A 16,944-nucleotide genomic window follows, 5' to 3' on the forward strand; every position below is an offset into this window, starting at 1 on the left:
GTCATGATGCGTACACGAAGCTCATCTGCGCCTGGATCGCGGGCGGAAGCTCAGGCACTGCCGAGCGTGGGATCAGGAAAGTGGAGAGACGAAAGAGGTCGGAGAAGATGCGATGCCGTTCAGTCGTGGTCCGCAAATAAGCGTGGCCCGACGAGCCGCCGGTACCGATCTTCAAACCGATCATGCGCTCCACCATCAGCGCATGCCTGTAACGCCACAGCGTCAAGGTTTCGTCGATGTCGATAAGCGCCGTCAACAGACGGAACGCTGGCTGCACGGCTGGCTTGTCGCGATAGAGCGTGATGAACAGAGCCGCCTGAACCGACTGCGGCGAAAGTCGCCACCCGCCGCCGTCCTCGGACATGGAAAAGATCGCCGAGAACGATGCAATCGCCTGCTCGATGCTCTTGAGCTCGCGCTCGCGTTTTTCCGGCGGGATCGCCGGATCATCGCGCACCAACTCGGCATCGCGGGCGAGATGTCTTTCGACCGCGGCCCGGTAGGCGTCGCGGAACGTCTCTCCTCCCCAATTGAGGAAGGGCGTGCGTGCAAGCCATCGGTTGAGCAAATCGAACAACGACGGTCTGTTGCCGGCAGCGCGAAGTGCGGCCCGGTCTGACTCGGACAGCCGCTCGTCGATCGCCTTGTCGTCGAACGCGATGCGCGTTTCGGCCAGCAACCCCAGCCGCGCCTCGATCAACCGAAACTGCAGCGACTGAAAGCCGGAAGCCGGCATTAGCAGATCGCGGAAATCCAGAAAATCGAACGGCGTCATGGTTTCCAACACATCGAGTTGGGCAACGAGCAGCTTGAGAATCTCATGAATGCGGTTGAGTCCATGAACGATACGGGCCATCGCATCATCGGTGACGGGGATCGCGCCGAAATCCGTCTCGATCCGATCGAGCTCGTGCAGGATCTGCTTGAACCAGAGCTCGTAGGCCTGGTGGACGATGATGAACAGCAACTCGTCATGGGCATTTACGCCGATCTTGGCGCTTTCGGGTTCCTGCGAAGCCAAAAGCCGACCGAGCTGCAGGTAATCGCCGTAGTAGATCGGTGCGCGCACGGCTAACCTCCTTCGAGGTGACGATACCAGTTCGTTGCCCTTCATCATCGTCGCAATATCGTTCCGTATCAAGTGATCCGGAAGCGCTTGCGGGACAGCGACGGGCGCGACGATCCTCAGAGGGGCTTATCGCCTCGAACCAGAGTAGCGCACAGCGATCGAAGCGGTCATTCGTTGGTCGACTGCGGGCCACCTTCGGTCGCGGGTGTCTGCGTATCAGTTTCCGAGCGCGATCCGCACAAGCTCGTCGTACGCGGCCTCCTGTTTTGCCTTCGGCAGCCGCTTGTCGGACAGCGCGTAGCCGACAAACGTCCAATAGAGGATTTGGGCGCGAGCCTGAGCAACATCCTCCGCGAGGCCGGACACTTTGAGTTGACCTTCAATATAGTCGATGCGCCGGCGGTCGATGGCCTGCACGGCGTTTCGCGCTTCGGTATCGAAAGTCGCCCAGCTGCGCACCGCCTTCTCCAGTGCCAGGCGGCTGGAGAATGTCCGGCGCAACAAAAGCAGCAACGGATTCTCATGCTCCGCCGCCGCCTCGAGCTCGGCAATGATCCGCTCGGCCGAGACCTCTCGCCAGTAGGCAAGGATCGCGGTGCGGAACGCGGCGACATCGGCGAAATGCCAGTAGAAGCTGCCGCGCGACACTCCCAAGGCCTTCGCCAGCGGATCGGCCTTCAGCGCGCCGGGGCCATTTGCGGCCAGCGTCTTGAGGCCCTGGTCGAGCCAGTCTTTGGCTGAGAGCTGATCGGGCATGATGCCACGCTACCATACACTCATGTATTGACGGGTACCAGTGACAGTGCTAGTACCATACGCAACTGTATGGAGTCTTCCATGCGTGACGTCTTGCTGCAATGTTCGGGGCTCCTTGCCATCGCGGCGGCGGTAGCCCATGGCGTGCTCACGGAGACCAAGGTGTTCCCGCGGGTGACGATCGAGCCTCGGCGGCTGCGGACGCTGTTTCGCCTGGTGTGGCAGATCCCGACGGTCGCCTGGATCGCCGGCGGCGTGCTCCTGATCGCGGCCCCTTCGATGGGGTCGGAATCGGCCCGGCACTGGATGATCGTGGCGTTTGCCTGCCTGTTTGTCTTCAGCGCGGTCGGTAATGCCTGGGGCACACGGGGCAAGCATTTTGGCTGGATTCTGCTCAGCGCCGTCGCAGCGCTCGCGGTCGCCGGTTACTAGACGAGCTTCGACCCATGATACTTTTACTGAAGCTGACGCCAGGCCGGCGGATATCTTTGTAACAAATACGGTCCTTGATGAGATGTGGTGGACGCTCCGACAACTGCACTCGCCCGTGGTGTCATCGCGTTCGCTGATATTTCACACATCGAGGAACACATAGAGCGCGGCAATCTTGTCGCCGCGAACGATGATCACGTCCAAGCCCGTGTAATCGGGCTTCTCCCCCCGCGGACCGGACCCCCACGCCAGACGGCCGGCGTTGTGGAGTGCCTGCGGCTCGCCGTGAGGCGTGTATGCAAAGTGAGGGTGAGTCGCACGCAGGTCGCCTGCGAACTTGTCCAATGCGTCGTGGCCGACGAAAACGCCGGGCGGCACGTAGAGGACGCAGTCATCGGTATAGAGTTCCTCGATCGCCGCACGACGGCGGGCGGCGTTGCCCTCACCGAAAACCTCCTGGAGGTTGCGGTTAAGCAGTTCATGAATCCTGTCCGACATGGCGGATCTCCGTGTTTCCTTCCTGGCCACAGCAATTTGTGGTGGAGGGCGCGTTTTCGAAATAGAAATGGATGAAAGCCATCGTTGCAGGAATGTCGATTTGAAAGCGGCCTGAGCTCGAGAGGCCCAGCCATGTTCGCAACGTGGCAGAGGAGCGATCCTTTGCTGGAGCGGCCTGTGGTCTATGCCTTCCTGCTCCGTTGCGCCGGCGGCTTCCAGCCCATCGCCACTTCTGCGCTCCACCGCGCGTCCGTCAATCCAGCGATCAGGAAATCGGCCAAGGCGGAAACCTTCGCGGGACGCGCGCGAGCCGTTGGAGTCACGAAATACAATCCGCCTTCGGGCAGGCGCCAATTGGTGAGAATCGGCTCAAGCTGCTTGTTCGGAAAATATTGTGTCGCGATGAACTCGGGTAGCTCGGTGATCGCCAGACCCTCGAGCACCGTCGGCAACAACGCCTCGACGCTAGTTCCTCTGAGCGGCCCGGTTGGCGTGATGGGGCACTCCTCGCCTGTCTTGCGATGCGTAAGGCGCCAGACGTCGCGCTTTGCTCTGTTGGCGTAGCTCAGACATCGATGGGCTTCCAGGTCGTGTGGGTGCTTCGGGCGGCCGTAGCGTGCGATGTAGCCTGGCGATGCGACCAGAAACCGGTGCACGGGTGCGATCAGCCGCGCGACAAGCGATGAGTCCTCAAGGACCGCGATGCGCAGCGCGGCGTCGAAGCCGCCGCCGATCAGGTCGGTCTGCGCATCGGTGAGGTGAAGATCGACCGCGATGTCGGGATAGCGGCGAAAGAATTCCGGTAGCATTGGTGCGACCCAGCGAGCGCCAAAGGACAACGGGGCGGCAAGCTTCACGAGTCCTCGCGGGCGACTCGAGGTCTCGCGCGCGAAGTCCTCGGCTTCCTCTGCTTCCGCGTAGATCCTCGAGGCCCGCTCAGCCAGCGTGTGACCATAATCCGTCAATGCGAGCCGCCGCGACGTCCTGTTGAACAGGCGCCCCCCAAGACGCTGTTCGAGGCGTGTGACGCCTCGTGAGACGGTGGCCACCGATACGCCCATGGCCCGGGCCGCCGCAGCAAACGATCGCTCTTCGGCCACTTTGGCGAACATCGCGAGCCCCTCGAAGTCAGGCAGCTTGGACATCGACATTCCTGCAACGATGAATTTCATTCATTTCTATTTCGAAAAATCGCCCTCCGCAACAATATTGGCGCGACCCGCAAGGAGATGCGGAGACCTGTTTCAAGGAGAGCTTCAATGACCGCGACCCGTTACCTTCCCTTTGTTGGCCGACTGATGATCGGTCTTCCTTTTGCCATGAGTGGCCTGAGCAAGCTGGGTGCCTACAGCGCCACAGCCGGGATGATCAGCGCCGCCGGATTGCCTCTTCCCCCGTTGGCGTTCGCCGTCGCCGTTGCCCTCGAACTCGGCGGTGGTGTGCTCCTGATCGCCGGCTATCAGGCTCGCTCCGTCGCCATAGCCCTCGCTGTCTTCTCGCTCGCGACAGCGGTTTCGTTTCACAATAACTTTGCCGACCAGAACCAGATGATCCACTTCCTCAAGAACGTGATGATGGCAGGCGGGCTTCTGCAGATCGCGGCATTCGGGGCAGGTGCACTCAGCATCGACAATTGGCGCAGGAGTGGCGAACTCGGTTCAAGGCCGGCCGTGGCCACCTGAAGAGCTTACCGCGACCGGCCCCATCATGAGCTTTTTCTTCTCAACGAGCTCCGTGGACTCGGCGGCGGCGAGATCAATTTCGCCGCCGCCCTCTCGGATAGCGAACGCGGCCCTGTTCAGACTGACGCTTTGCCTACCGCTCCGCTACCGCCGCATTGGCCGGCGTTGACGCTTCGGTGTCCGCTTCAAGTTTACCTCGCCGCTCACGCCGCCTGCTTCAGAATGTTGCTGTCGACAGGCATCTTGCGCAGACGCTTGCCCGTCGCCGCATAGATTGCGTTGGCGATCGCCGGCACGATGGCCGAGGTTCCGGTTTCGCCCATTCCACCGGGCGGCTCCGAACTCTTCACCACGTAAACCTCGATAGAAGGAGCCTCGTTCATGCGGATCATCTGATAGCTGTCGAAATTGGTCTGCTCGACACGACCGTTCTTCAGCGTGATCTCGCCATAGAGCGCAGCCGTGGCGCCGAAGATAATTCCGCTCTGGATCTGCGCTTGCACCGTGTTGGGATTGACGACGGTGCCGCAATCGATCGCGCAGATCACGCGGCGGACGCGCACGGTGCCCTCCTTCGAGACTTCGACCTCGGCAACTTGCGCCATGTAGCTGCCGAAGACGAATTGCAGCGACACGCCGCGGCCGCTTCCCTTCGGCAAGGCCTGTCCCCATCCCGCTTTTTCCGCGGCAAGATCGAGCACCGCCCTGGCACGGGGCGATTTGTCGAGCAGCGCGCGCCGATAGGCGACCGGATCCTGTTTCGCTGCGGCCGCCATTTCGTCCATGAAGCTTTCAGTGACGAAAACGTTGTGTGACGGACCGACGCTGCGCCAGAACGCCGTCGGGATACCCGGCGGTTCCGCGCGCACAAATTCGACGTGGAAGTTGGGCAGGTCATAGACCAGATCGATCGCGCCTTCCGTCGAATCGGGATCGAGTCCATCCTTGAAGCCTGGCGGCAGCCACCGCGCGACCACCGAAGAACCAGCGAAACGATTCTTCCAGGCCACCGGCCGGCCTCGTTGGTCGAGCCCGGCAGAAATGCGATCGAGCCAATATGGCCGATACATGTCGTGCTGGATGTCCTCCTCACGTGTCCACACAACCTTCACGGGGCCTTCGACCTGCCTGGCGATCTCGACGGCGCGAATTGCACCGTCCGCTTCCAGCCGACGGCCGAACCCGCCGCCGATCAGATGATTGTGGACGATGACCTTCTCGGGCGGCAAGTCAGCCGCCTTTGCGGCCATCGCCTGGACGCGCGCAAGCGCTTGATTGCCGATCCAGATCTCGCATTCGTCCTTGCGCAGATCAACCGTACAATTCATCGGCTCCATCGTCGCATGGGCCAGGAACGGGACCTGATAGATTGCTTCGACCCTGGTGGCTGCATCCGCCATTGCCTTGTCGGCATCTCCGATATTTTGCGCGACCGCTCCCGTACCGAGCGTTGCATGCTCGAGGTCACTCGCGATGGCATCGGTCGCAAGTTTCGCATGCGGCCCCTCGTCCCATTCGATTCTGAGCGCCGCCAGGCCCTTTTTCGCGGCTCCCATATGGTCCGCGACAACGGCAACGGCGTCATCGAGCCGAACGACCTGCCGCACGCCCTTGATGGTCTTGGCAGCCGTCTCATCCACGCTTCGCACGCGCCCTCCGAACACGGGGGATTGCGCGAGCGTCGCGATTTTCACCCCGCGCGGGCGCACGTCGATGCCATAGACCGCCGTGCCGTTCACCTTTGCGGGCGCGTCGAGTCGCCTGACCGGCGTGCCGATCAGCTTGAACTCCGCGGGCGATTTCAGCGCGACATTGGTGGGGATCGGCATGGTTGCAGCTTCGCCAGCAAGAACTCCGTAGTTCAGGCGCTGCTTGGTCGGGTCGTGGATCACCTCACCGTCCTCGGCGCGGCAGGTTTTTGGATCGACGCCCCAACGCTTGGCCGCCGCCGAGACGAGCATTGTTCGCGCGGTCGCGCCGGCTTCGCGTAGCGGCTTCCAGCCGCCCCGCATCGCATTCGAATTGCCCGTCGCCTGCACGCCCAGCAACGGATTTGCATAAAGTTTTTCGTTCGGCGGCGCATGCTCAAGCCGTACTTGCTTCAAACTCACTTCGAGTTCTTCCGCGATCAGCATTGGAATCGAGGTGTACGTGCCCTGTCCCATCTCGACATAGGGCATGGTCAAAACAACCTGGCCGTCATTGCCGATACGGATGAAGGCATTCGGCGTGAAGTTATCGGAACTGGCGGCTTCGCTCCTGCCGAATGGAAGGTTGAGGCCAAGGACCAGTCCCCCACCCAAAGCCGCGCTCGTTACCAGGAAATTGCGCCGCGAGAAATTATGGCTAACGGCACTGGGCGAAATCTGATTGAAGGTCATGGTTAGCCTCCCCTTGCGTTCGGTTCAGCGGCGAGCTTGATCGCTTGACGGATACGTGTGTAGGTCCCGCAGCGGCAGATATTTCCGCTCATTGCATCGTCGATATCGGCATCGGTTGGATGCGGTTTGCTGGCAAGGAGCGCCGACGCGGACATGATTTGCCCCGATTGACAGTACCCACACTGGACCACTTCATGGTCGAGCCATGCCTTCTGGATCCTGGCACCTGCGGGTGTTGCGCCGATCGCCTCGATGGTCGTCACCTGCGACTTGCCGATGCTGTCGATGGGAGTGATGCAGGAGCGCGTCGCGACGCCGTCGATATGCACTGTGCAGGCGCCGCACAACGCCATGCCGCAACCAAATTTTGTTCCGGTCATGCCGAGCACATCCCGCAGGACCCAGAGCAGAGGCGTGTCACCGTCGACATCGACCTCGTGGGCGTTTCCGTTGACTTTGATGCTAAAGGCCATGGCACCTCTCCTGCGTTCTGTTGCCCCCGCGCGACGTGACGGGCGCGCGGGTAGTTCGTCACTTCGACATCAGACTCAAAACCAGATTGAAACCGCGCGGAGCCGGTAAATCGCCCGTGATGTATCGTTGGAGGCCGTTCGCTGCTGCTAGCCGCAGCTCTCACTCTGCCGTCGGCAGGAGCGGCTTTCCCTTTTCGACGACATGGGTGGCAAATTCTGCCGCATTGCCGTCACCGACATTCCTCGCCGCATGGATCGTCACGGCCGGGATAAAGAGGACATCGCCGGCTTTGAGTGTCACCGGTTTCCCTTGGATCTGGTATTCCGGTGATCCTTCTAGCACACAAATGATCTCTTCGCCCGCATGAATGTGACCGCCGAAGAGCTTATCAGGCTCGAAGTCGACATCGACCTGCACGGCTTCGCGTCCAGATGCGCTAAGATCGTACCGCTGGAAATCTGAACGTCAATCAACTCGATCCGATTGGCGCCATGACATGGCGTTTCGCCTTTCAGTGCGATCCTCGTCTCCAAAATCATTGAATGCTCTGCGTTCAATCATCGGCGCCCTCTTTGAGTCCGCTACTTCACATCGAGAGCACGAGCACCTCACCTCTTCGTGTATCGCACCGGGGAAATAATTCTTCCGCATCCTCGGTCTTGAGTTTTGGCCGGCTCAGCTGGTCAAAGACAAAAATGAGGAAACGCTATGTCAGATTATAATGATGATCACGAATTTGGTGTTTGCCGCCGTCACGCTCTCGAATGCATGCTCTGGGCCGGCACGGGCGTTTTGTGGACAGTGAGCGGCGGTATTCCGCGATCCAGCCTGATCGAATCGGCACAGGCAGCCGAAGGCAGCAGTTTCACCTTCCTGCAGATTTCCGACAGTCACGTCGGCTTTGACAAAGCGGCCAATCCGAATGCGCTTGGCACGCTGCAAGAGGCCATCGCCAAGATCAAGGCGCTTCCCAACAAGCCGGCCTTCATGCTGCATACCGGCGACATCACCCATTTGTCGAAACCGAAGGAATTCGACGACGCAGCGCAAGTCATCGGCAGTTCGGGGCTCGAGACGCACTACGTGCCAGGCGAACACGACAACCTCGACGAGGTTCCCCTAAAATCCTACCTTGAGCGTTACGGCAGGAACACCAAGGGCACGGGCTGGTATTCCTTTAATCAGAACGGTGTGCACTTCATCGGTCTCAACAATGTGATGAACCTCGAGGCCGGCGGCATGGGCAAGCTCGGGCCAGAGCAACTGGCGTGGCTTGCCGATGATGTGAAAGGTCTTTCCGCCTCCACGCCGATCGTCGTCTTCGCCCACATTCCGTTATGGACGATCTCCAAAGAATGGGGCTGGGGCACGGAGGATTCAGAGAAGGCGTTGTCGATGTTGAAGCGCTTCGGTTCGGTGACGGTGCTCAACGGACACATTCATCAGCTGATGCAGAAAGTTGAAGGCAGCGTCAATTTCCACACCGCGAGGTCCACGGCATTTCCTCAGCCGGCGCCTGGTAGCGCCCCTGCGCCAACGCCCCTCGTCGTTCCGGCGGAAAAACTGCGCTCGGTGCTTGGCATCAGAACCGTCGTCTACACGCAGGGCAAGGAGTTGCTCGCCGTCACCGATCAACCCTTGGCGACGGTCTGAATAAACTCCGCACCGCTGGCAGCATTTCGATTCTACATTATCGCCTTCTAGAAAGAATCTTTCTGTCAGTGGCGCGGCGGCGTGTCACCGGAGCCTGATCCTTCACCTATCTCCCTGGCGAAGGTTCGGGCCTCGGTGATACGGCGCTTCACATGCAAAGCATCGTTCGCAGACGGCGGAAGCGAGTTTCCGATTTTGGAGTGATGCGGACTTGACAAAGCCGCGCCTGCTCAAAGCGAGAACCCGCGATTGCCTGTTCACCACAAAGGGCACTGAGCCCAAATCAGGAGGAAAATGATGAGAAAGATAGTGCTTGTTGCCAGCATGCTTGCCGGTGTAGCACTTTGGACACCCGCCCTCGCCCAGACAAAGCCGACGATCCCTGTGATCGTAAAGGACCTGAACTCGCCTTATTGGCAGGCTGTCCTCGCCGGCGCCCGCAAGGCGGGCGCGGAGCTCGGCGTCAATGTCGTAGGCCTCGGCGCGCAGTCCGAATCCGACGTGAACGGTCAGATTGGCGTGCTCGAAAAAACCGTGGCAACCGGCCCGGCGGCAATCGTGATCGCACCGGCGCAATTTGCCGCCCTCGGAAAGCCGATCGACGAAGCGGCAAAAAAGACCAAGGTTATCGGCATCGACTCATCTGCTGACACCAAGGCGATGACCTCACTGCTTGCAATCGACAGCTTGAGAGCGGGCGGCATCGCAGCAGACACTCTCGTTACCGCCATCCAGAAAACGTATGCCGATGCTGAAGGCGACGTCGTGATCATCACTTCCACTCCCGGGGTTCCCTCGTTCGATCAACGTGCCAAGGGCTTCAAGGACGCGGTCGCCGCGAAATATGGTGCGATTAATGTCGCCGCCGAAAAGGCCGCCGACGGCAAGCCCGCAGCAGCCATCGGAATCATGAAGGAGTTTATTGCCAGTATGGAGGACCTGCGCGGGGTGTTCGTCTCGGATCCGGTCATGACGCAGGCGGTGGGCCAGGCTGTGGCCGAAAAGACGACGAAGGACAAGATCCACGTCGTTGGTTTTGGATCGGACGAAAAGCTCGTCAAATTCCTGCAGGACAATGTGATTACCGGGCTGATCGTCGAGGACCCGTTTCGCATGGGTTATGATGGCGTCAAGACGGCATTCGCCGCCGCGAAGGGCGAGAAGGTGCCGGCCAAAATCGTAATGGAGGCGACCCTGATCACGAAAGCGAATTTGAGTTCTGCGCGTGCGCAAGAACTCCTCAAGCCGAACGTAAAATGATCGGCGGGAGCAAGCGTGGAGCGGGTTGGCGTCCGAACAAAGCCATCCTGCTCCTATCATTGCCGGGGCAGCAACCGGGCCCGGAAAAATCTCCGGCATACCCGCTGACTGTGCCGGCTAACTCGATATGCCCCGGCCAGGCTCCTTCTTGCAGACATCAGCGCCGAGCATTGGGCCGTCGGCGTCGTCTGCGAAGATAACGCGACCATCCCTCTATGCGCGCCGAAAGAGAGTCCAGGCCAACTGTCGCCGACGTGACCAGAGCGATAATCATTTTCCGCAACATGCTCATGCCTCTTGGAGGTCACCCCCTAAGAGACAGTTTCAACCGCGAGAATATTCCAGCTTCGGGAGCCGCGCGGCGATAGCAGGGTTGATACCGCGCACCCCCGAGCCGGATCCAGGATGGCCTTCATCCGGAATTGAATGCATGCCCCGATCGCGGCGATTTAGGGCCCGAACACGGATAGGCGACTTCGGAATAAAGTTGCCAGCGCGCAGTTCTTCGCCAGTAGTGCTAGCTGCGGCAGATCGAGTGCCCGGTTCATGGCGCACGCATCGTGTGCCTGCCCGGACACCGCTTTCGTGCCGAATTGTCCGAAGAAGTGAAGCCGGTCCGCGACGCCGCCGGGCAAATCGACATTCAGGGAACGATGCAGGCGGTCACGTCGGTGATCGAGAACTGGATCCGCGAATATCCCGATCAGTGGCTGTGGCTACACCGTCGCTGGCGGTAGCGCCTGCTCAAGCGCCGCGGCCCTCACCGGAGGCATATCGTCCAGCTCGGCGATGCGGCGGTCAATCTCGCCGATCACGCGTTTCGAGAACGGCCCGAGGTGCATGTAGAGGGCCATCATCATCACGACGTAACGCAGCGCGAAAGGATTGGTCTTGGCGACTTCGACGAACGTCTTCCAGAACGGCTCGCGAACCTCCGGCACGGTCCGCATGATCCTGTGTACGCTGTCGATGCCGCCAATTTTCGTGCGCGCGTCACCATCCGGCAGGTCGCGACGCCGGTCGGATCGGTCTAGCATGCCGGCGAGCCGTGACAGCCGTCCTGCAAAGGCTGCCGGACTGTACACGTGCCCGAGCACGGCCTTGTAATCGGTAAGGACGTCACGAAGCGGACGCTTGGTATCGAAATTGCAGCCGAGCGTGCATTGATCGCCCGCCTGCTCGACGTCCATGAGGTCATGGCCCTGGTGCAAGCGGCCTTCCTCAGCCAACCGCCGCGTCAGCTGTGTTCCAGGCAGCGCATAAAGCAGTCCAACCATGCAGACCGGAATGCTCGACTCCTCGATGAAGTCGATCATTGCCTGCCCCATCGAGGCTTTCTCGCTATCGAATCCGACGATGAAGCCCGCGGTGACGAACATGCCGTAGCCATAAATCTTGTGAATGCACTGGGCAATGTTGCGCCTGGTGTTCTGTTTTTTCTTCATCTGCACGAGCGTCTCCGGATCCGGGCTCTCGATGCCGACGAAAATCGCGAAGAAGTTCGCGTCCTTCATTGCCTGCAACAGCTCGCTATCGTCCGCGATGTTGATCGAGGCTTCGGTCGAAAACTCGAATGGATAGTCGTGCTCTTCCAGCCAGGCTTTGAGCCGCGGCAACAGGGTACGGAGGTTTTTCTTGTTGCCGATGAAATTGTCGTCGACGAAATCGACATGCCCGCGATAACCGTGATCGTAGAGCGCTTGCAGCTCAGCGAGAACCTGATCGTTGGTCTTGGTGCGCGGCACCCGACCATAGAGCTCGATGATATCGCAGAACTCGCAGGTGAACGGGCAGCCACGCGAATATTGCACGCCGATGAAGAGATAGTGATCGAAGTTGATCAGATCGTAGCGGGGCATCGGGCTCAGCGTGACGTCGACCTTGAATTTCTCGGCAACGAATACGCCTTTGCGCTCGCCGCTTTCCCAGGCGGCGATGAAGCGCTCGATGATTTTCTCGGCCTCACCGATCACCTGGAAGTCCGCGTCCGCGTAAAGATGCGGGCTGGAGGAGACGTCAGGCCCACCGACGCATACTGGCTTGCAGTGCTGGTGGGCGAGATCGATCAGATCGAGGGCATCAGGCTGCTGATTGAGCATGCCGCCGATCATGACCAGATCGGCCCAGTCGAGGTCTGCATCCGTCAATGGCTCGGTGTTACGATTGACGAGACGGATGTCCCAATGCTTCGGCAACATGGCCGCGACGGTGATCAGGCCGAGTGGCGCCGCTGGATACTTTGCGCCGACGAGTTCGCAGGCTTCAGTATAATTCCAAAACGAGTTCGGAACGAACTTCGGATAGATCATTAAGACGCGGCAGGGAATCGTCATGCTGCTCCGGCCCGGGCGTTCAGGTCACAATGCCACGCGGTTTGTCGAGGCTCAAGGGCTCGATTTTGCTCATCCATACCGGTGTTGAGAGTTGAAATGATGGAAATGCGCGACGGTGCACCTTTCGGTTCGATATCGACTATCAGGCGATCTTTCGCACAAAGCCTGCTGCGTCGCTCAGATGCACTTTTGAAATGTCCCCTGATCTGCATTGTTTGGCGCCGGCCCTGACTCGTGTCGTGCGACGCTTGGGCGACGAGGCGTCGTAAAAAAACTTGGTCATTTTGCGGACTTTTCGTGTCAGATGCGCGAACTATCCCAAGTCGAGCGGGTAAGCTGGCTGGCGACGCAGTGCAGATTGCACCAGTCTACAGCCAAATTCCCTGCAAACACGGAACTTTACAGGGAAAATCACGAGTTCAGACCTCGACGCGACAATTTCAGTGCAAAAAACCGCCGCTCCTCAGGGGCTTTTCGACAAATTCCCCAAGCAGACTATCAGGGACATATTTTCCGGAAAACAGGGAAAAACCAAGCGAATAACGGGGTTTTTCCGCAAATCTGCAGGCCCCGTTTCTCACCCGCCTGTTAGCGGTTTTAGCCAAAGGAGAACGACTCTCTAAATGTGATCTTGCTGGCAGGCGTGGCGCAGCGTGATGCGGCCGCACTTCAACAAGGCAGAGCGGGCTTGTTATTTGTGGCTTCGCTGAAACGCTCTAACCCCGCCACTGCCACGGCCGACAAGAATGGCAGGCTCTGGATGATCAGGATCGCGCCAAACAAATCGACCTCGAAAAGCCGGTAAATATTGGTCGCAAAAACGGTGAGGCCAGCTGCGACGAGCAGCCCGCCAAGCACGGCTTCGGGTATCGCCGGAAAGCGCGTGCGAACGGAACCGCTGCCGCCCTTGCGGGTGCGACGGAAAAAGTTCTCCTGAGCCGGAAGCGCTGCTTTAAATGCCGCGCTCGCGACCGTCCATTGGACCGACATGAACACCACCATGGCGCCAAGCATCTGCCGGTATGGAATCGCGACGCGCGTCCGGTATGCGCTGACGAAATGGATCAGTGATACCAGGAAGGCCGCAATACTCGGCAGCAGCAGGAGCGGATCCGGGATGGCGACGATCTGGAGAACGACAAACGGTACCCAGATCAGATTAAGGAGCGCCGCCGCGACGGCAATGATTTCGGACCCAAACCAGCTCAGCCAGCCGAACGCGAATTCGCGTTTCTGATTATGGTCGAGAAGGCTTCCGCCTGGCAGGAACCGGCGCCAGTGTTTCTTCACGATCTGCACGGCGCCGCCGGCCCATCGCGCCCGTTGGGTTTTGAAAGCCAGATAATCTTGCGGTAGCAATCCCCAACCGTAGCGGCGATTGGTGTAGTGAGCACGCCATCCGAGCTCCAGAATCGTCAACCCGAGGTCGCTGTCTTCGCAGATCGTGTCGCTCGACCAACCACCTGCGGCCTTCATTGCGGTGCGACGGATCAGACACATCGTGCCGTGGACGATGATGGCATTTACCTCGTTGCGCTCGACCATCCCGATATCAAAGAAGCCCGCATATTCCGCGTTCATGGCGGCGTGGATCGAGCTGCGGCAGCCGTCACGATGATCCTGCGGCGCCTGGATCAATCCAACCTCCGGATCCGCAAAGCCGGGGACCAAGTCCTTGAGCCATCGCGGGTCAACCACATAGTCGGCATCGATGACGCCGATGATCTCGGCGTCTGTAGCGGTCTTCGCCATCGCGATCCGCAGTGCTGCAGCCTTGAATCCCTCGAGATTCTGGACACAAACAAACTTGAAGCGCTCGCCAAGCTCGCGGCAACGGCTTTCGATCGGCTCCCAGAAAGCCGGATCCGGCGTATTGTTGATGACGACGACACACTCGAAATCCGGATAGTCGAGCTGCGCCACCGAGTCGATAGTACGCAACAGCATTTCCGGTGGCTCCCGATAGGCGGGGATGTGAATTGAGACCTTGGGCGTGCGCGCCTCCAGTACCGGTAATAACAAATTCAACAGCCGCGTGGGCTTGCTCCCGAGAGCGACGGTGGTCATCTCGTGCACCCGGAACAGAACAATTGGTGCGAGCAGACCCAAGAGCGGAAGTGCGATTGCAAACGTCAGCACCTCGCCGTGCAGAAGGTAGTGGTCGTGCCAGTACACTTGCACGCCTGCGCTCCAATCGCCGATCAAATGGTCGAAGCCAGCAAGCACCGCTGCCTGGCCTACGGTCGCTCCCGGGAGCGCTAGAATCGAGATCGACAAAAAAGAGCCAATGAGGATGGCAAGCCAGGCCGCCTTCCAATAATCAGTGTCTACAAGCGGCCCGGTCCACGCAAATTTGGGCCGCAGCGACGCATCGAGGATGCCCCAATAGGGTCCGACATTACCCTCGAAGATTTTTTCCGGTTGATCGATCGCCTCGACAATATTGTAGTCGATGCCAAGCGCGTCGGCCTCTGCAACAAAGTCGCGCAGCAGACCGGCTTGCTTGAATGGACCCGGGACGGCGCGCTCAAAATTATGCCCCGCACTTGGCCAGCCAAACTCCCCGATGACGATTTTCTTGCCCGGATAGGCCGCACGCAGCCTGTCGTAGATCGCGATCGATCCCTCGACGGCGCTCTTCTTGGGCAAGCCCTCCCAATAGGGAATGATATGGGCGAAGGCCTGGTCTACGGCATCAACCAGTTCAGGATGGTCAAGAAATGTCTGCCAGTTGTCGGCGGTCGCCACCGCCACTGGACTGTCTCGCTTGACGCGGCGGACGATTTCGGCGAGCTCGGCCGCACTGTGCTCATGCCGGAAGATCGTCTCATTGCCCACGACCAGGCGGGTGACGTTGCGGTTGCGCCGCGCCAAGTCGAGAGCGGTGTCGATCTCGCGCGCGTTTCGGGCTTCATCCTTATCGATCCAGATGCCCAGCGTGACTGTTAGCCCGAGTTCAGCCGCGATCGCTGGCACGCTTTCCAGACCTTGCGTTGAAGCATAGGTACGTACCGCCTTAGCCTGCTTGGCAATCGCTGTAAGATCGGCGCGGATGCGGGCCTCGGACACCCCCAAATCAACCGAGGAAGGTTTGGCAAATCGATTGTAAGAGACGCTCGACAGCAGCTCTCCGAAATCCGCTGCCGCGATGCGTGGCTCTGCCAGACCCCAGACTGCCAAATGCAAGCCCGCGACCAAACAAAGAATTAGGACAACATTGACAATCGGCATGTTCTGACGGCGGCCGCTCGCTGCGCCGATCCAGCTTCCATGTCGGGCACCATCGTCCGGCGTCTTCATAAGTTGCCTTCCGGCGCCCGAGCATCCAATTTCAACGAGCGCGCGCCACCAGATTCACTGATCAAACCCGCTTGGCGATCGCAAGCGCTGGCCCGCGGCCAAAATAGCTCGCGTAAGCGGTAGATCTGCTGGATGTAGGCTTCATGAGGCCATAACCAAGGCCACCGGCCGCTATCGCCCAGTCGCTTGAGCACCGGAACTTCTTCTCCAACAGACGGGTTTCCTCGTAGCAGATACGTAAGGAAACCGTGACCAAAATGAAAATGTTGGGCGCCGTTGCAATTCTTTCCGCTGCAAATCGCTACGCCGGTGCTGGGTCAGGACGAGGGTTTTGGGGCCGGGAAGCCGCAATGGTTTGCCGCCGCGGCCCGGACCCAGGTATCACCTTCGCGCACATTATTTTCTTCGCGCGCATTATTTTCGCGGGCATCATTGGAAGGGTTTCGCGCATTTCAACAAGATGATGCGCTATCGCTCCACCTCAATGGCATCTTCTGGGTCCTGCGGTCCGGAGCACCCTGGCGTGATACCGCGCGCCTCACTCGGGCAGCCCCGCCTTCCGCAACCCGTCCTCGAAGGTCGCGAGGTCCTCCGGCCGGCGGATCGGGAGCCAATCCGCGATATTGGAGATGTGCAACGCGGGGTCGAGTTCGCGCAGATGCTTCATCGCGCGCTGCGCCTCGTCCGGCCGGCCCGCGAGCGCATGGCTCGCCGCGATGACACTGACGACCATCAAGAAGCTCGGCAACTCCCGGAAGGCTTTCTCCGCCCACGACGACGCGGCGTCGAAGCGCCCCGCGAACAGATGCGCCGCCGCCAGTCCGGCCTGCATGCGGTAGAGCTCTGGGTCGAGTGGGCTCAGCCTCATGGCGTGCGCGAAGTGCTCGATGGCGGCGTCCGGCTCGCCGTTCCAGGTCCGCAGGAATCCGGCGAGGAACCAGGCCGACGCGAGATTGGGATTGAGCACGAGCGCCCGGTCGAGCAAGGCGATGCCGCCGGCGACGTCATCGGTGAGGTGGGCGAGCGCATGCCCGCCGCGGGTGAGCGCGACCGCATCGTCCCGGCCCAGGTCGACGGCCCGGCGCGCCAGGCGGGCGCCCTCGGCG

The 16,944-nt window shown here is 60.1% G+C and carries 15 protein-coding genes and 1 pseudogene; 6 read left to right on the plus strand and 10 right to left on the minus strand.

All coding sequences use genetic code 11. From position 1 onward, the window contains the following. Position 1 precedes the first annotated feature (1 nt). Entirely contained in the window at positions 2 to 1,069 is a 1,068-nt protein-coding gene (locus tag VNX23_RS04705; RefSeq protein ID WP_325628020.1) for a tryptophan 2,3-dioxygenase family protein, read from the minus strand. 216 nt (positions 1,070 to 1,285) lie between these two features. Then, a complete protein-coding gene (locus tag VNX23_RS04710) occupies positions 1,286 to 1,825 on the minus strand; it encodes a TetR/AcrR family transcriptional regulator (protein WP_325628021.1) in 540 nt (179 codons plus the stop codon). A gap of 81 nt (positions 1,826 to 1,906) precedes the next feature. Between VNX23_RS04710 and VNX23_RS04715 the strand changes: the two genes are divergently transcribed. Further along, positions 1,907 to 2,257 carry a hypothetical protein gene (locus tag VNX23_RS04715; RefSeq protein ID WP_325628022.1) on the plus strand — a complete coding sequence of 117 codons (351 nt, stop codon included), beginning with the start codon at positions 1,907 to 1,909 and terminating at the stop codon, positions 2,255 to 2,257. A 141-nt stretch (positions 2,258 to 2,398) separates the two neighbouring features. Here VNX23_RS04715 and VNX23_RS04720 read toward each other — a convergent pair whose 3' ends face one another. Continuing rightward, complete coding sequence (locus VNX23_RS04720; RefSeq protein WP_325628023.1) at positions 2,399 to 2,755, minus strand: nuclear transport factor 2 family protein; 357 nt, start codon at positions 2,753 to 2,755, stop codon at positions 2,399 to 2,401. 182 nt (positions 2,756 to 2,937) lie between these two features. Then, positions 2,938 to 3,900 (minus strand): LysR family transcriptional regulator, encoded by a 963-nt coding sequence (locus VNX23_RS04725; RefSeq protein ID WP_325628024.1) that lies wholly within the window; start codon positions 3,898 to 3,900, stop codon positions 2,938 to 2,940. 114 nt (positions 3,901 to 4,014) lie between these two features. Here VNX23_RS04725 and VNX23_RS04730 point away from each other — a divergent pair, with 114 nt between their 5' ends. Then, on the plus strand, positions 4,015 to 4,437 hold the full coding sequence (locus VNX23_RS04730; protein ID WP_325628025.1) for a DoxX family protein: 423 nt from the start codon (positions 4,015 to 4,017) through the stop codon (positions 4,435 to 4,437). Positions 4,438 to 4,640: 203 nt separating this feature from the next. Here the strand turns inward: VNX23_RS04730 and VNX23_RS04735 are convergent, their stop codons facing one another. From VNX23_RS04735 to VNX23_RS04745, 3 genes are all read right to left on the minus strand, one after another. Continuing rightward, positions 4,641 to 6,818: a xanthine dehydrogenase family protein molybdopterin-binding subunit gene (locus tag VNX23_RS04735; protein WP_325628026.1), complete on the minus strand. Its 2,178-nt coding sequence runs from the start codon at positions 6,816 to 6,818 to the stop codon at positions 4,641 to 4,643. A gap of 2 nt (positions 6,819 to 6,820) precedes the next feature. Further along, positions 6,821 to 7,291 carry a (2Fe-2S)-binding protein gene (locus VNX23_RS04740; protein ID WP_325628027.1) on the minus strand — a complete coding sequence of 157 codons (471 nt, stop codon included), beginning with the start codon at positions 7,289 to 7,291 and terminating at the stop codon, positions 6,821 to 6,823. Positions 7,292 to 7,451: 160 nt separating this feature from the next. Next, positions 7,452 to 7,709: a cupin domain-containing protein gene (locus VNX23_RS04745; RefSeq protein WP_325628028.1), complete on the minus strand. Its 258-nt coding sequence runs from the start codon at positions 7,707 to 7,709 to the stop codon at positions 7,452 to 7,454. 291 nt (positions 7,710 to 8,000) lie between these two features. Here VNX23_RS04745 and VNX23_RS04750 point away from each other — a divergent pair, with 291 nt between their 5' ends. The 3 genes and pseudogenes from VNX23_RS04750 to VNX23_RS04760 all read left to right on the plus strand — a co-directional run. Then, complete coding sequence (locus tag VNX23_RS04750) at positions 8,001 to 8,945, plus strand: metallophosphoesterase family protein (protein WP_325628029.1); 945 nt, start codon at positions 8,001 to 8,003, stop codon at positions 8,943 to 8,945. A gap of 297 nt (positions 8,946 to 9,242) precedes the next feature. Next, positions 9,243 to 10,205 carry a substrate-binding domain-containing protein gene (locus VNX23_RS04755; RefSeq protein WP_325628030.1) on the plus strand — a complete coding sequence of 321 codons (963 nt, stop codon included), beginning with the start codon at positions 9,243 to 9,245 and terminating at the stop codon, positions 10,203 to 10,205. A gap of 521 nt (positions 10,206 to 10,726) precedes the next feature. Then, positions 10,727 to 10,942 (plus strand): annotated as a pseudogene (locus VNX23_RS04760) (lipid A biosynthesis lauroyl acyltransferase); the annotation flags it as partial. Here the strand turns inward: VNX23_RS04760 and VNX23_RS04765 are convergent. Beyond that, positions 10,922 to 12,538 carry a B12-binding domain-containing radical SAM protein gene (locus VNX23_RS04765; protein ID WP_325628031.1) on the minus strand — a complete coding sequence of 539 codons (1,617 nt, stop codon included), beginning with the start codon at positions 12,536 to 12,538 and terminating at the stop codon, positions 10,922 to 10,924. The pseudogene VNX23_RS04760 and the gene VNX23_RS04765 overlap by 21 nt on opposite strands. A gap of 669 nt (positions 12,539 to 13,207) precedes the next feature. After that, positions 13,208 to 15,838 carry a glycosyltransferase gene (locus VNX23_RS04770; RefSeq protein WP_325628032.1) on the minus strand — a complete coding sequence of 877 codons (2,631 nt, stop codon included), beginning with the start codon at positions 15,836 to 15,838 and terminating at the stop codon, positions 13,208 to 13,210. Positions 15,839 to 16,086: 248 nt separating this feature from the next. Between VNX23_RS04770 and VNX23_RS04775 the strand changes: the two genes are divergently transcribed. Beyond that, a complete protein-coding gene (locus VNX23_RS04775; RefSeq protein ID WP_325628033.1) occupies positions 16,087 to 16,302 on the plus strand; it encodes a hypothetical protein in 216 nt (71 codons plus the stop codon). Between the two features lie 74 nt (positions 16,303 to 16,376). Here the strand turns inward: VNX23_RS04775 and VNX23_RS04780 are convergent. After that, positions 16,377 to 16,944, minus strand: a 568-nt coding sequence (locus tag VNX23_RS04780; protein ID WP_414642945.1) for a tetratricopeptide repeat protein, incomplete at its 5' end; no start/stop codon positions are given.

The organism is Bradyrhizobium sp., assembly GCF_035570375.1.
In the GTDB taxonomy this organism is placed as follows: Bacteria; Pseudomonadota; Alphaproteobacteria; order Rhizobiales; family Xanthobacteraceae; genus Bradyrhizobium.